The following is a 13,282-nucleotide window of genomic DNA, read 5'->3' on the forward strand; positions in this document are numbered from 1 at the left end:
ACTCATTGAGGTAAAACCCTATGTACAGCTAACGCGGCAACCCGCTCATTTAATTGCTTAAGTTTATTGCTGAAAAGCTCTGAAGAAATAGGCACGTAAACCTGACTACCCGGCATAAGCTGAGCAAAATCTAAATTCCAGTAAGCAATACCCTTCTCTTCTATATTACCCATGGGGTCAATGACATAAACCACGCTTCTGTCGGCGTCTACCGCCTTTTTAACCGTATGAGCCGCCGTATAAATTGAGGTATCGCTTTGATGTTGATAAGCGCCTGGCTTTATTACTGCACCCGAGAAATGCACTACGTTAGGGCGCCCATTTAAACGGATCCAATATTTACCCGGCTGGAACATAGGGTTGTCTTCAAAGAACAACCTAGCTCGATTGTAAGAAATAGGCATATCGATACGTGTAGACACCGTCCATGAAGATACTTGTTCAAAGAGGTTTTGCAGTGCTTTGTGAGTGTCTGAGTCTTTATCAAAGCTAGCCAGTAGTTCTCTTATTTGCGACAGCGCAATCTCTTTTTCTCTTTCAGCTGTTGGGTTGGTTAAATCAAATGCAGAAGCTGTAGGCCAATACCAATCGCCATTATCAGCCACTATAGACAACACACTTGATAACCTGATTGGTCGGTCGAACTGATAAGTTTGCTTGTTCACCATAACGCTTACAAGGCCGTCATTGGCATATAAACTAGTAGATGTAATAAGACCCAAGGCAATAAAAAGCGTAGAAATAAACTTCATTATTGCGTTACTCCTTGTTTGTTCATCTCACGTACTACACGGCTTAGATAAACCATGTCGTACACGTCTCCCTTAGGGCTGAACTGTTGCTTCGTGGCCATTAGCTCTTTCGTGTGTTTATGTAGGAAATAGGTATTTTCCCACGACAATCCCACGTCTATAAAGGGGGTATATTCTGAAAAGTCTACGGTTTCTACGACTTTGATAAGGGGCACAGAGAAGCCAAGGTATTCGTGAGTTTCCTCACCCACAATTCGCCATGAAGAGTCCACTGGAACACCGTAGCCAATTGCTTCGATATCCACTTTACGCTTCCAACTGAAAGGCAAAACATCATTGGTAGCTAACGGATTATGCTGCAAATTGCCTGTATAAAAGAGGTCGTTATCTAAACCTTCAGTTTTCACGATAATACCGTGGTGCATAGTAAAAATGACTCTATCACCCGACACCCATTTATACTTATCACCATCAATGTAGGCTAATGCAAGGGAAGCGGCGTCTCGTTCCCCGGCTTTGATCTGCATAATATCGGCCTTACTCGCCGCAACCTCTTCAGCGGTATAAGTTACCGTTCGATCTTTTAAAGCAAGTTTAAGCGTATTGTAGTAGGCAAGTGTTGTGGTGGAACATCCTGAAAGAGACAGGCAAAGAAAGCCAATAACGGCTGATAGAATATGTAGTTTCATTGAGGTACGCCGACAAAAACTAAAAACAATTAAATTTTGCTATAAAAATAAAAAAAGCCGCTAAAAAAAGCGGCTTTTTTGAATACTCTTAAATTTACTGTACGGTCGGCGCGTAAGTAAATGTAACAGGCACAGTAATTGTTTTAGTTACAGTGCTTGTACCAGAAGTAGTTACAGTAACAGTGTTAGTTGTACCAACACATACGCCGTCAACAAGTGGATCATCACCTTCACACGTAGGCTGAACTGGATCAGTCCCACCATTTCCTGGCGCGTCTGCAGAGTTGTTGTTTGCAACACCAGCGATAATACCAGCAGCAACAACACCAGTAGCGATTAGACCACCGCTTACTGCGCCCGCACCACCTGCACCAGCACCGCCTTCACCTTCTTGTGCGTTAACACCAGCTACCATAGTAGCAGCTGCAAACAATGCAATAATTGACTTCTTCATAACAGTCCTTTAAAAAAAATTACCCACTAGGTCCTATGCTAAATCATTTTCATCTATTTGACTAGATTATAATCGACAAATGACTTAGAAATCTTATGTTAGCAAGCCACGCTGCGCAAATGAAATGGTTTCTTTGTCCCCAACCACAAAATGATCAAGCACAGGTACATCGATCGATGCCATAGCATTTTTGATCTCGGCTGTTAACCGAATGTCTGCGTGACTAGGTTCTGCTACGCCTGAAGGGTGATTATGGACCAAAATGATCGCCGCCGCGTTGTCGATCATAACCTGCTTGATCAATTCTCTCGGATACACTGCAGCGCTGTTGATCGTTCCGTTAAACATGGTACGAAAAGCGATAAGTTGATGTTGGCTATCTAACATCAAAAGCGCAAATTTTTCTCTTTCGCAGTCTCTTAATTTGGCCTGTAAGTAACGCTTAGTGTCATCTACGTTGTTAAATACATCTTGGCGTTTAAGTTTTATTTCTAAATTGCGCTTAAAGATTTCAAACCCTGCTTGGAACTGGGCATACTTACACGGCCCAATACCTGACACCTTTGAATAGCTTTCTTTCGTTGCGGTTACCACTCCTCGCAAACATCCGAGTTCGTTTAACAATTCATGCGCTACAGATAAGGCGCTCTTTCCTTTCACCCCCTTGCCCAGCAACACAGCGAGCAACTCAGCATCACTTAAGCTTTCTGCACCGTGCTGTAGTAGCTTTTCTCTTGGCCTTTCACTTATCGGCCATACTTTTATCGACATGTACTTGGTCCGTTAACTCAATAAAACAGTGGTTATAGTTGAATTGAAAGAGATTAACGACTGTATAAAAGGCGGGTTTCTTCTTTTGAAGTTGAGCAGATATAAGACAAACAGTATCAAAACGCCAAGATCGACTTTTGTTCAGCTATCCGATTTTTTGTCACCATGGTAGGCTAATATTAATATTTAGATTTCGTGTTCTTTTATGTCTATTGCTAATAAAAACATTTTGCTGGGCGTGACGGGTGGTATTGCCGCATATAAAGCTCCAGATTTAGTGCGCAAGCTCACCGCATTAGGTGCAAACGTACGTGTTGTTGTCACCGACTCTGCCGCAGAGTTTGTGAGCACTTTATCGCTACAAGCTGTGTCAGGAAATCCGGTGCATCAGCACCTTCTAGACCCAGCTGCTGAAGCCGCGATGGGACACATCGAATTAGCAAAATGGGCCGACATACTACTTATCGCGCCAGCCACAGCAAACACTATCGCTAAACTTGCTCACGGCATGGCAGACGATTTACTAACCACGCTTTACTTGGCCACAACCGCTACGCTTTTTGTTGCCCCAGCAATGAACCAGCAGATGTGGAAGGCGTCGGCGACACAGCGCAATATTGCTACACTTCAAGAAGACGGTGTAACCTTTATTGGCCCAGCAAGTGGTGAGCAAGCTTGTGGTGATGTGGGCTCAGGCCGTATGGTTGAACCTGTAGATATCGCCGATGTATTAAACGAAAATGAAGATAAGACTTCAGAGTTGGCATTAGCATTAACAAATCTAGCGGGAAAACAAATCACGATTACCGCAGGGCCAACCAGAGAGCCGTTAGACCCGGTACGCTATATCTCTAATCACAGTTCTGGAAAGATGGGGTTTGCTATTGCGCAAGCCGCGGCTCAAGCGGGCGCGAAAGTAACGCTAGTTGCAGGGCCAGTAACGCTTTCTACACCTACCCTTTGTAACCGTATCGATGTCACCACCGCAGATGAAATGCTTAAGGCTTGTGAACAACTTGTACCTTCTACAGATATTTTTATCAGTACCGCCGCGGTTGCCGACTATAAGGCATGTTCTGTGGCGGACAATAAAATAAAGAAAACAGGTGATGAGTTAACACTTACTTTTGTTAAAAACCCTGATATTCTAGCAACTGTGTCCAACAGACAAGACCGCCCATTTTGCGTAGGCTTCGCAGCTGAAAGCCAAAATGTGGAAGATTATGCACGCGGCAAACTTGCTAAAAAGAAGCTAGATATGATTGCGGCAAATGATATAACGGCGGAAGGTCTAGGGTTTAATAGCGATAAAAACGCGCTGCATGTAATATGGCAAGACGGTGATAAGCGACTGCCTGCCACCAGCAAAAATGCGCTAGCCGAGCAGCTGCTAGCGCTTATTGCAGAACGTTTCGCTTTCAACAATAAAAACTAACAGATACTTATTAAGTGTCGATAATAAAAACGATAAATATAAACGCTTTGGCGTAAGCCAACTTAACATGGAGCCCGGGTTGCTATAACTCGGTAGCGGAGGAACCACTTTCGTCATGCCTGCTGTCAAAAAAACAAATCGCAGAGCTCAAATTCTGCAAGCACTTGCTGGAATGTTAGAAACCAGCCCAGGTCAACGTATCACTACTGCTAAGTTAGCGGAAAAGGTCGGGGTGTCTGAAGCGGCACTGTATCGTCATTTTCCCAGTAAAGCGCGAATGTTTGAAGGGCTTATCGAATTTATTGAAGAAACGCTTTTTACGCGTATCAACAAAATTGTTAATGAAGAAAAAGACTCGCTCACGCGCTGTCAGCTAATTCTCCACCTTATTTTAGGCTTTGCAGAGAAGAACCCAGGCATTACCCGTATTTTAAACGGCGACGCGTTAATGGGTGAGCAAGACCGACTACGTGCACGTATCGCCAAGCTTTTTGAGCGTTTAGAAACCCAGCTTAAACAAGTGCTAAGAGAGCGCAAACTGCGTGAAGGGAAAACCCTTTCCGCCGATGAAGCGATTATCGCCAATATGATGATTTGTTATACCGACGGACGTATCAATGGTTTTATCCGCAGCGGCTTTACCCGAAAGCCAACAGAACAATTCAATGAGCAATGGGCTGCGTTTAAGCAGATGTTTGTTTAAGTCAAGCGATAACCAATAACAGTAAAGGCGCTTTTTAGCGCCTTTACTGTTATTGTATTAAGCAAGTTTGCATGTAGTCGTCATCACCTTTTCTGTCATCGTCTCACTATTCACAAAATTTGATATATAGTGTGCCAAAGCATCTTGCTTCAGTAATCTTTTAGTAAGTGCTTCAACATGCTGACTATCAATATTTTTCCACGTAGTTGGAATAACATAGTAATTGTACATGAAATTTAAGTAGCCGCATTTAGCTTCAGTATCTGCTGCAAGCAATTCAATATTTTTCATGACTTCTAGCATTTCAGCTTCACTTCGCACAAGTTTTGTTACGCCTTCAATGCCGTTGCATGCCTTACCTAACACCACCACCGGCTTGTCCAGTAATAGAGACTCGACTCCCACTGTAGAGTTCACTGTCATCACTGCTAATGAACGTTCTATTAACTCTTGAGTCTCGCAGTGATTAGCGAACAAAATCCGTTCGTGTTTATTGTGTAGGTTGTCGTGCCTCACTGATTCTGATGGGTGCTCTTTGATTACAATATGAAGCGTAGGATCATCCACTTTGTCTATGACATTGAGTAAATGCTGGTAATACTGCGCCATACTTCGTATCCAAGGTGAATTTGAAATAATTTGGCTATCAGTCTCTACTTGAAATGGTACAAATATGTAACGTTCTGGTAATTCTCTTGCTTTTACCCCGCATGCTTTTTCGCACACTGGTTTACGCGGCACTAGTTTGCAAGGTAATGCTTTATTCTCATAAAACTGTTTGTAAAAGTCTTTGGTAGTCGGTAATGAGTTTTCGCAGTTAACGCCAGCCCAATCACATGTTGTAGAATTTGGGAATAGTCCGTTTTCAAAATATACGACTTCTTTTTTTAGTGCTTTCGCAGCAGCAATTGATGAACTAGGCTGTTTTTGTCCGTTCCAGACCCCCCACTACGTCTGAATCTTCCCTTTCAATAAGCGCTGCACTTTTAGCAATATCTAATATCGTAAGCCATCGACTTATTTTTTCGTAAATCAGTCACACAAAAGAATGATGAAGTTTTTTGTGTTTTTGCGCTTTTTTCAATAAGTGGGGATTAACTAAAGCGTCAATATCGATATGTTTCATGAGGGCTCAGTGCCGGACGTTAATTGGCAGAAACCAAGTAGAGGCAATATTAGCAACAGATACATTTAGCGAAGTTTGCTCCGCAAATTGCTTAAAGTACCGTATGTGAGAACTACCTCTAGCAATTAGCGTATACTTTTTCTGTTGCTTTACCACTGTAAGTTTCTCCTGCGTTCTAACTTGATGAACTCTTCGGTTCTGCGCTTATATCAGAACTCATGTTATTAGTAATAACATAGACTTCATAGCATATATTAAAAATTTTACCCTACCTCTATTATTGTAGACATAATTTCTTTCTTATTAGTTAAAGGTTGTGTAAAGACGAAACAAATTATCAATACACAGGTACAAAAAAAGCAGCATAGAAATGCTGCTTTTTAGCGTCGAACAAATATGGGTTATTTACTAAACGTATTACCAAAGAAGTCACCATCGTTCCACTTAGGCTTGTTCTTCTGATTTGCCAATGTCCAACCGATTTGCGCGTTGACCTTAGTGAACGTCTCTGCAGCATTCCAGTTGAAAGGCTGATTAATATCATCACTAGGCTTGTGATAGTGCGTAGATAAGAACTTACCAAATACCTTGCTGCCGTCTACGTTAGGATCTTTAGATTTAAGACCAGGCACCATAAATACTGAAGGTACACCTTGTTTTACAAACGCATAGTGGTCTGAGCGAGTGAAAAGTGCCTGCTCTGGCCATGGGTCTGGGCTTAGCTCGATATCGGCGTTAGCTGCAGCTTTTTCCACTGATTCTTGCAAATCACTGTGGTTCGCGCCAAACGCAATAACGTCTGCAAACTCGTAGGTCAAAATCGGCATATCTAGGTTTACGTTCGCCACCATTGAAGTAACAGGTACCGTTGGGTTACGAGCGAAATAATCTGCACCTAGCAGGCCTTTCTCTTCACCCGTTACCGACACGAACAGAATTGAGCGCTTTGGCTTTTCTTTCATTTCGCTAAACAGGCGTGCAGTTTCTAACATCACTGATGTGCCCGACGCATTGTCCATAGCACCATTGTTAATGTTGTCTTTCTTCACTGTTTTGGCAAAACCAATGTGATCAGAGTGAGCAGAGAAAACCACGTACTCGTTTTTAAGCTCTGGGTCTGAACCTTCAAGTACACCCACAACATTCGGGCTTGTAATGGTGTCGTGCACACTCTTCTTGCTGATATCTACCACACCGTTTAACGCAAAACCTCGCGGTACTTTGTCAGCTTCAAGAACTGCATAAACGTCATCAAGGCTCTTTTCAGCACCTTCAAATAACTTACGCGCCGCACCTTCACTCATATAAGCGCCACCTTTCAGTTGAGTAAAGCTATTTGCAGGCTGACCTTTGTCGTCTAACCAAGCCATACGCGGTGTATGAATGTAGTTCAAACGGCTTTGATAAGGGCGTACCTTTTCATTTTTAGGCGTAGTAATAGTGATCATGCCAATTGCGCCATGATCTACCGCGTACTTTTGCTTTTGATAGCCAGACGCAAAGTGAGCGCCCTCTTCTGATGGGAAGTCACTTGGCTTACCTGCAAGGGCCACAACAATTTTACCTTTTACATCTAAGTCTTTGTAATCGTTGTGAGATAGCTCTTCAGCTACGATACCGTAGCCTACGAATACCATTTCACCTTTTACATTAGCCTCGGTGCTAAGCAAACTCGGGCTAGCTAGATACTCTTTCGGATAGTCAAACTCGATGATCTCGCCGTTTTGGGTGAAGGTAAACTTAGGAGACTCTTGAACCAGATTGGCTTTACGAAACGATACGTTTTGTACGTAACCATCTGTACCTGCCGGCTTCAAACCATATTTGGCAAATTCGGTAGCAATATAAAGCGCCGCAATTTCATGACCGCGAGAGCCAGTATCACGACCTTCAAGTAAATCGTCTGCTAAGAAAAACAGATGTGATTTAATTCGCTGTGTATCAGGGTTAAAAGCATTGTCTGTCGATGCGTGGTTATGTGCAGTAGCAGCAAAGCTCATTGCTGTCATTGCACTACCTATCAGGAGTTTTTTTATCATTCTAATTTCACCATATAACTAAGTGTGCATCATGGTAACGCAGTTAATAGGGGGAATACCATTAAACTACTTACGTTTACCATGTGTTTCCTACCGTTGCTCGCATTTTAGGAGCAAGGTAAAATTGTGGGCCAAACGCCGGAGCAATTTCCGGGAGTATCTATATTTTTTAGTGAAGAGCAGCACCCATGTCGAAAGACGATATTCTTTACCGCGTTCAGTTCATCAGCAATGGAGAACGTTACGAGCTTTACGTTAGAGCCCTTACTCAGGGCGCTTTGTTTGGCTTTATCGAGATAGGTGACTTTGTGTGGGACACCCACACAAGTGTTGTTGTAGACCCTAGCCATGAAAGGTTAAAAGCCGAATTTTCTGAAGTAACAAAAACGTATATTCCTATGCACAACGTTTTACGCATTGACGCCGTAAATAAAAAAGGAATAGCCAAAATTACTAAATTAGAAAATAAATCTGATAAAGTAACTGCTTTCCCTAGTCCAATATATACACCAACGAAAGAGTAGCCGCCGGAGTCTATCCGGTAAAGGTTACCGGAGACCCTTATGTATCGCTATCTGTTAGCTGCATTACTATTTATTTGCAGCGTTAGTTCATCTGCAAAGGACCTTGACGATGAAAGCTTGTACCAACTACTTGATGACATTTGGCAGTATGAGCTTTCGGTTTCCCCGCTTCTAGCTTCTCGCCAAGGCGATAGCTCCCTCGCTCATGTGCTACCCGATATTTCGCCCGAAGCACTAAAAGCACAAAATGAACAATGGCGTGCGTTTCAAAAAGCCTTAAATCAGTACAAAAAAGACAATATCTCTACTGACGCTTATATTGCTTTGCTAATGCAGCAATACCGTTTAGCTAACTATGTGGACGAATATACGTATCGCGCGCATTTAGTGCCTATCAATTCAGAATATGGCTTTCACGGTGCAATGGCCTCGCTTCCTAATTTATCCACCTTTAAGCGCGTAGAAGATTATCAGGCCTATATTAGCCGCCTAAATGCGCTGAAACCTTATTTTGACCAACAAATTGCGTACATGAAACAGGCGCTAAAAGAAGGCTACACACAGCCTAAAGTCGTGCTGAAAGGGTTTGAAAACTCAGTGGCGTCATACATTGTTGAAAACGCCGAGGACAGTGGCTTTTATTCTCCATTTACCCGTTTTCCAGAGTACTTTACTGCCGAGCAAAAATCAGCGCTAACGGAGCAAGGCAAGGCTGCCATAACCAGCAGCGTGTTGCCTGCGTATCAAATATTCTACGACTTCATGGTAGATGAATACATTCCTAATGCCCGTGAAGATATTGCCGCGAATAACTGGCCTGATGGCGTTGCGTATTACGCCAATAGAGCCAAGCATTACACCACCACGGATATGACGCCTCAGGAAATCCATGATTTAGGTTTGTCTGAAGTAAAACGCATTCGCGCGCAAATGCAGCAAATTGTGGATGAACTTAGCTTTGATGGCGACATTAACGAATTCATTACGTTTTTACGCGAAGACCCGCAATTCTATGCCACCAGCGCTGAAGATTTGCTGAAAGAGGCGTCGTTTATTGCAAAGAAAATGGACGCAAAGCTTCCTTCGCTCTTTGAGTATCTGCCAAGAACGCCTTACGGTGTAGCGCCTGTACCAGACGCTATCGCGCCCAAATATACAACGGGCCGCTATATCCATCCCAGCCGCGATGACCAGCCAGGATATTACTGGGTAAATACTTACGCCCTTGATAAGCGCCCTTTGTATGCATTGCCTGCACTGACCTTGCACGAAGCAGTGCCTGGACACCACCTTCAAATATCGTTGGCAGCAGAGCTTGAAGACTTACCTATGGTACGTCGTAACACCTATATTTCAGCGTTTGGTGAAGGCTGGGGTTTGTACTCTGAGTTTTTAGGTATTGAAGCAGGTATTTACGATACGCCGTACGACAACTTCGGTCGCTTAAGCTACGAAATGTGGCGTGCGTGTCGCTTGGTTGTGGATACCGGTATGCACACGATGGGCTGGAGCCGTCAACAAGCGGTTGATTATATGATGGAAAACACCGCGCTTTCAGAACACAACGTAAATACTGAAATAGACCGCTATATTTCTTGGCCAGCGCAAGCTTTGTCTTACAAGATTGGTGAAATCAAAATTAAAGACCTTCGCAAGAAAGCAGAGAAAGCATTAGGCGAGCGTTTTGATGTGCGTAAATTCCACCGCGCCGTGTTAGAAAACGGCTCAGTTCCACTGTTTATCTTGGAGCAAAACATCAATACGTTTATAGAAGAACAAAAGGCAAAATAAACATGATCGTTGCATTTGGTGTTATTGGATTACTTATCCTGTTTTTAATTTACTTTGTGCTGCGAGCGCAGAATTTGCAAAAAGAGCTGGCGCTGTTGCGCCACTCGAATAAACAGACCAGTAACAAAGTTACGTATGCTTATCGCAATCTTGTTCTTGTTACAGATGCGTTGGAAAAAAACCTTACTGCGCGTATTGAAAGTGCCTATAAAAGCCGCCTTATCGACCAAACTCAATACAATGCGCTGCACCCGCTTATGCGCAACTTTTCAAGCATTATTATGGCTTGTTGTGAAAAAGGAATGTCTCTTGAAGAGTCTTTAAATAAAGCGTTGCAGAATGAAGAAGTAACGCTTGAGGAAATTCGTGAAGTGGTAAAGGCTCTACCTAGTAACGTTCGCATGGTGTGGGCAAAAAATACCGCAGATGGATTTATTGCTTTTTGCCAAGCCGTTACAGCAACCGTAAGCGGTACCGCAGCAAAATCACAAAAAGAACCATCATCACAAGAGTAACCTCTTGTTCTTATCCCCATGTTAGCGCCGATAAGGTGCTAACTGTATGACAGGGTCGCCTGCTTTACTATGTAGTAAGGCCAGCGACCCTAGCCATGTTCCTACTTTTTTAAAAGTTTAATCTTTTTACCTTTCCAAACTAATCAGTAAGTTAGCGCTTAAAACAACAAGTCAAAAACCTTTTGTCTTGAAAAGGGTTATTGCTGCACTATAATACTGTATAAAAATACAGTTTATTTTGAGTGCCATGAATAAATCGTTATCCGTGCTTAACAACCATCCGCATATTTGGCGGGCCAGAGATCAAAAGCAAAGTGAAGCTAAGTTTTCGCTGGGTTTTCCGCGTCTGGATAAAGCGCTTAACGGTGGCGTTGCCTCTACGGGGCTTGTACGTATTGCCTCACTAACCGGCGTGGGTGAGCTTTCACTATTTAAACGGGTTATTTGCCAGCACCGCATGCATAAACTGGTGGTGTTTATTAACCCTCCCGGGCTACTACAGTCGCCGTGGTTAGAAAATCTGGGACTTAAAGCGCAACAAGTGCTGGTAGTAAAAACAGGTGCAGAACAAGAATCATTATGGGCAGCAGAACAGTGCTTAAAAAGTACGGCTTGCCATTGCGTGGTGCTGTGGAGTAATGCTGTAAATCAAAAAGAAGCACGGCGCCTACAAGTTGCAGCAACGCATAATGATGCGCTGTGCTTGCTGTATACTCCACCGCAACAGCAGGCATTACAGACAAGCTTGCAGGCTGAAACGACAAGCCAAAACGACAGCTCATTGCCCATCACTTTAGATATTGCGCTACTTAGCAAACCCCACGCCTTGTCGGTGAATATACGCAAACAGCGTCATGGGTGGCCCAAAGATAACATTGTTATTTCTCATCAGTGGACCCCTGACAATCAGGCCATTAAATGGGCCATGGCACACAACACGCTTTCCGACAAGGCGCTACACTCTGTGAGCTAATAATGTTGTGGGCTTATATTTACTGCTATCAACTTACTTTAGACAGCCACATAAAAGCGGCTAAAACTAAACGTGCGCACAGGAAAGGGCCTGGAAACGAACCTAGAGACGAATCTAACGGAAGTTCTTCTTCATTACCGTCGAATACACCTATTGCTGTGTATTGCAGTAAAACAAACAAAATTACGCAGTGTAATGATATTGCGAAAAAAGAAGGCATTGAAATTGGCCATGGACTTGCCCAAGCCGCGGCGCTGTGCCCCTGCGTGCATATTCTGCCTTTCAGTGAAGAAGCCGAAAAGCATATGCTGACGCAGCTAGCCCATAGGCTGTACCCTCTTGCTTCTGACATCGTACTAGACAGCCACATTCATTCGAATGGCGTAAATGGCCTGGCAGTAAGGCTAGATAACCTAATTCATTATTATGGCGGGCATAAGCCGCTGTGGAAAACCCTAACTCAAGCACTCGCAGAGGCAGATATTCGCTATCATTTTGCTAGTGCATGGACGATTGAGGCTGCAAGGGTATTAGCCCTTCATCAACACAATACCTATATGCATGCGCCAGATGATATAAAAAAAGCGCTAAGTACATGCCCGCTTTCTATTACTGCTTTGTCATCTAAAGTCGTTGAGGCCTTAGCAAGGGTAGGTGTTACCCGTGTACAGCAACTCTTGGCCATGCCGGTACAAGAGCTGGGGCGGCGCTTCGACAATAACACCATTATGTACCTTACTGCGCTCAGAGGAGAAACTTTTCCCCGCGTTACGCTATTTAGGCCTTTAGAGCATTTTGATAACTTTACTTTATTGCCTTTTGCTATTGAAAACACGCAGCACCTAACACCTTTTGTCACACAGCAGTTTGAGCATTTGTCTCACTATTTACGGGCCAGGAACTTATATACATCAAGCATAAGCGTGCATATTCATTTCAGAGAAGCACCTGTATTGGATATTAATATTCGCTCTGCAATGCCTCAGTCTTCGGTGCATAGTTGGCTACCACTGTTTAGCCTTAAAACCGAGAACTTGGAGTTACCTGAGCCTGCCACAGCGATTGCGCTTACCTGTCGGCAGTTTGAAGAAATAGATTCGCAGAATGGCGACTTTTTTAGCGATAGATTTAATGACGTTGCACAGAAACAATTGATTGGGCGCTTAAATGCAAAGCTAGGCGATAACAGTACGTTTCAACCTCGCGCTGCTGACAGTCATCAGTTTGAATACATGACGGTGACTGAATCGAGCGCCGGTAGCTGCACCGATAATTACGCTTATAGCAGTGACATTACGCCCACCTTTACCTTTGATACACCTAAGCCACTTACTCAGGCGACCCAAATTTGCTTTGGCCCCGTGCGGTTACACAGCGAGTGGTGGCATGACAACCCAACAAAGCGAGATTATTTCATCGCCCAGACTGAGCAATGTGTAAGGCTTTTAGTATTTAAAGATGAAGAGAGCCGCTGGTGGGTACAGGGCCTTTTTTGTTAGCCACATGCGGT

At 43.5% G+C, this 13,282-nt stretch carries 13 protein-coding genes; 7 read left to right on the top strand and 6 right to left on the bottom strand.

The features are described from left to right. Nucleotides 1-2: 2 nt before the first annotated feature. From ACXAFM_RS09075 to radC, 4 genes are all read right to left on the bottom strand, one after another. Nucleotides 3-752 carry a capsule biosynthesis GfcC family protein gene (locus ACXAFM_RS09075; protein ID WP_474834302.1) on the bottom strand — a complete coding sequence of 250 codons (750 nt, stop codon included), beginning with the start codon at nucleotides 750-752 and terminating at the stop codon, nucleotides 3-5. Then, on the bottom strand, nucleotides 752-1,441 hold the full coding sequence (locus tag ACXAFM_RS09080) for a YjbF family lipoprotein (RefSeq protein WP_474834304.1): 690 nt from the start codon (nucleotides 1,439-1,441) through the stop codon (nucleotides 752-754). Before ACXAFM_RS09080 ends, ACXAFM_RS09075 begins: the two co-directional genes overlap by 1 nt. A 94-nt stretch (nucleotides 1,442-1,535) precedes the next feature. After that, the gene (locus tag ACXAFM_RS09085) at nucleotides 1,536-1,895 is read right to left on the bottom strand and encodes a hypothetical protein (RefSeq protein WP_474834306.1); all 360 of its coding nucleotides are present in this window, start codon (nucleotides 1,893-1,895) and stop codon (nucleotides 1,536-1,538) included. A gap of 93 nt (nucleotides 1,896-1,988) precedes the next feature. Beyond that, complete coding sequence (radC, locus tag ACXAFM_RS09090; RefSeq protein WP_179981900.1) at nucleotides 1,989-2,666, bottom strand: RadC family protein; 678 nt, start codon at nucleotides 2,664-2,666, stop codon at nucleotides 1,989-1,991. Nucleotides 2,667-2,871: 205 nt separating this feature from the next. On the opposite strand from radC, the gene coaBC reads away from it, so the two are divergent. After that, a complete protein-coding gene (coaBC, locus tag ACXAFM_RS09095; RefSeq protein ID WP_474834308.1) occupies nucleotides 2,872-4,101 on the top strand; it encodes a bifunctional phosphopantothenoylcysteine decarboxylase/phosphopantothenate--cysteine ligase CoaBC in 1,230 nt (409 codons plus the stop codon). Between the two features lie 115 nt (nucleotides 4,102-4,216). Then, nucleotides 4,217-4,804, top strand: a complete 588-nt coding sequence (slmA, locus tag ACXAFM_RS09100) for a nucleoid occlusion factor SlmA (protein ID WP_012516568.1) — start codon at nucleotides 4,217-4,219, stop codon at nucleotides 4,802-4,804. Between the two features lie 57 nt (nucleotides 4,805-4,861). Here slmA and ACXAFM_RS09105 read toward each other — a convergent pair whose 3' ends face one another. Both ACXAFM_RS09105 and ACXAFM_RS09110 read right to left on the bottom strand, forming a co-directional pair. Next, nucleotides 4,862-5,545 (bottom strand): capsular polysaccharide export protein, LipB/KpsS family, encoded by a 684-nt coding sequence (locus ACXAFM_RS09105; RefSeq protein ID WP_474834310.1) that lies wholly within the window; start codon nucleotides 5,543-5,545, stop codon nucleotides 4,862-4,864. A gap of 786 nt (nucleotides 5,546-6,331) precedes the next feature. Continuing rightward, complete coding sequence (locus ACXAFM_RS09110; RefSeq protein WP_474834312.1) at nucleotides 6,332-7,969, bottom strand: M28 family metallopeptidase; 1,638 nt, start codon at nucleotides 7,967-7,969, stop codon at nucleotides 6,332-6,334. Between the two features lie 188 nt (nucleotides 7,970-8,157). Here ACXAFM_RS09110 and ACXAFM_RS09115 point away from each other — a divergent pair, with 188 nt between their 5' ends. The 5 genes from ACXAFM_RS09115 (at nucleotide 8,158) to ACXAFM_RS09135 (ending at nucleotide 13,271) form a co-directional block, all read left to right on the top strand. Beyond that, the gene (locus ACXAFM_RS09115) at nucleotides 8,158-8,493 is read left to right on the top strand and encodes a DUF1820 family protein (protein WP_474834314.1); all 336 of its coding nucleotides are present in this window, start codon (nucleotides 8,158-8,160) and stop codon (nucleotides 8,491-8,493) included. Nucleotides 8,494-8,532: 39 nt separating this feature from the next. Then, nucleotides 8,533-10,284 (top strand): DUF885 domain-containing protein, encoded by a 1,752-nt coding sequence (locus ACXAFM_RS09120; RefSeq protein WP_474834316.1) that lies wholly within the window; start codon nucleotides 8,533-8,535, stop codon nucleotides 10,282-10,284. 2 nt (nucleotides 10,285-10,286) lie between these two features. Beyond that, entirely contained in the window at nucleotides 10,287-10,799 is a 513-nt protein-coding gene (locus ACXAFM_RS09125; protein WP_474828837.1) for a hypothetical protein, read from the top strand. Between the two features lie 247 nt (nucleotides 10,800-11,046). Beyond that, the gene (locus tag ACXAFM_RS09130) at nucleotides 11,047-11,772 is read left to right on the top strand and encodes a recombinase RecA (protein ID WP_474828839.1); all 726 of its coding nucleotides are present in this window, start codon (nucleotides 11,047-11,049) and stop codon (nucleotides 11,770-11,772) included. A gap of 2 nt (nucleotides 11,773-11,774) precedes the next feature. Then, nucleotides 11,775-13,271: a Y-family DNA polymerase gene (locus ACXAFM_RS09135; protein ID WP_474834318.1), complete on the top strand. Its 1,497-nt coding sequence runs from the start codon at nucleotides 11,775-11,777 to the stop codon at nucleotides 13,269-13,271. Nucleotides 13,272-13,282: the final 11 nt, after the last annotated feature.

This window comes from Alteromonas sp. ABD4_190 (genome assembly GCF_056160105.1).

Excerpts from the sequence above, each read along its gene's own strand:
- ACXAFM_RS09125 (WP_474828837.1), top strand. The coding sequence starts at position 10,287 with ATGATCGTTGCATTTGGTGTTATTGGATTACTTATCCTGTTTTTAATT.
- ACXAFM_RS09120 (WP_474834316.1), top strand. The coding sequence starts at position 8,533 with ATGTATCGCTATCTGTTAGCTGCATTACTATTTATTTGCAGCGTTAGT.
- ACXAFM_RS09075 (WP_474834302.1), bottom strand. The coding sequence starts at position 752 with ATGAAGTTTATTTCTACGCTTTTTATTGCCTTGGGTCTTATTACATCT.
- slmA (WP_012516568.1), top strand. The coding sequence starts at position 4,217 with ATGCCTGCTGTCAAAAAAACAAATCGCAGAGCTCAAATTCTGCAAGCA.
- ACXAFM_RS09110 (WP_474834312.1), bottom strand. The coding sequence starts at position 7,969 with ATGATAAAAAAACTCCTGATAGGTAGTGCAATGACAGCAATGAGCTTT.
- ACXAFM_RS09085 (WP_474834306.1), bottom strand. The coding sequence starts at position 1,895 with ATGAAGAAGTCAATTATTGCATTGTTTGCAGCTGCTACTATGGTAGCT.
- coaBC (WP_474834308.1), top strand. The coding sequence starts at position 2,872 with ATGTCTATTGCTAATAAAAACATTTTGCTGGGCGTGACGGGTGGTATT.
- ACXAFM_RS09130 (WP_474828839.1), top strand. The coding sequence starts at position 11,047 with ATGAATAAATCGTTATCCGTGCTTAACAACCATCCGCATATTTGGCGG.
- ACXAFM_RS09135 (WP_474834318.1), top strand. The coding sequence starts at position 11,775 with ATGTTGTGGGCTTATATTTACTGCTATCAACTTACTTTAGACAGCCAC.
- radC (WP_179981900.1), bottom strand. The coding sequence starts at position 2,666 with ATGTCGATAAAAGTATGGCCGATAAGTGAAAGGCCAAGAGAAAAGCTA.
- ACXAFM_RS09080 (WP_474834304.1), bottom strand. The coding sequence starts at position 1,441 with ATGAAACTACATATTCTATCAGCCGTTATTGGCTTTCTTTGCCTGTCT.
- ACXAFM_RS09115 (WP_474834314.1), top strand. The coding sequence starts at position 8,158 with ATGTCGAAAGACGATATTCTTTACCGCGTTCAGTTCATCAGCAATGGA.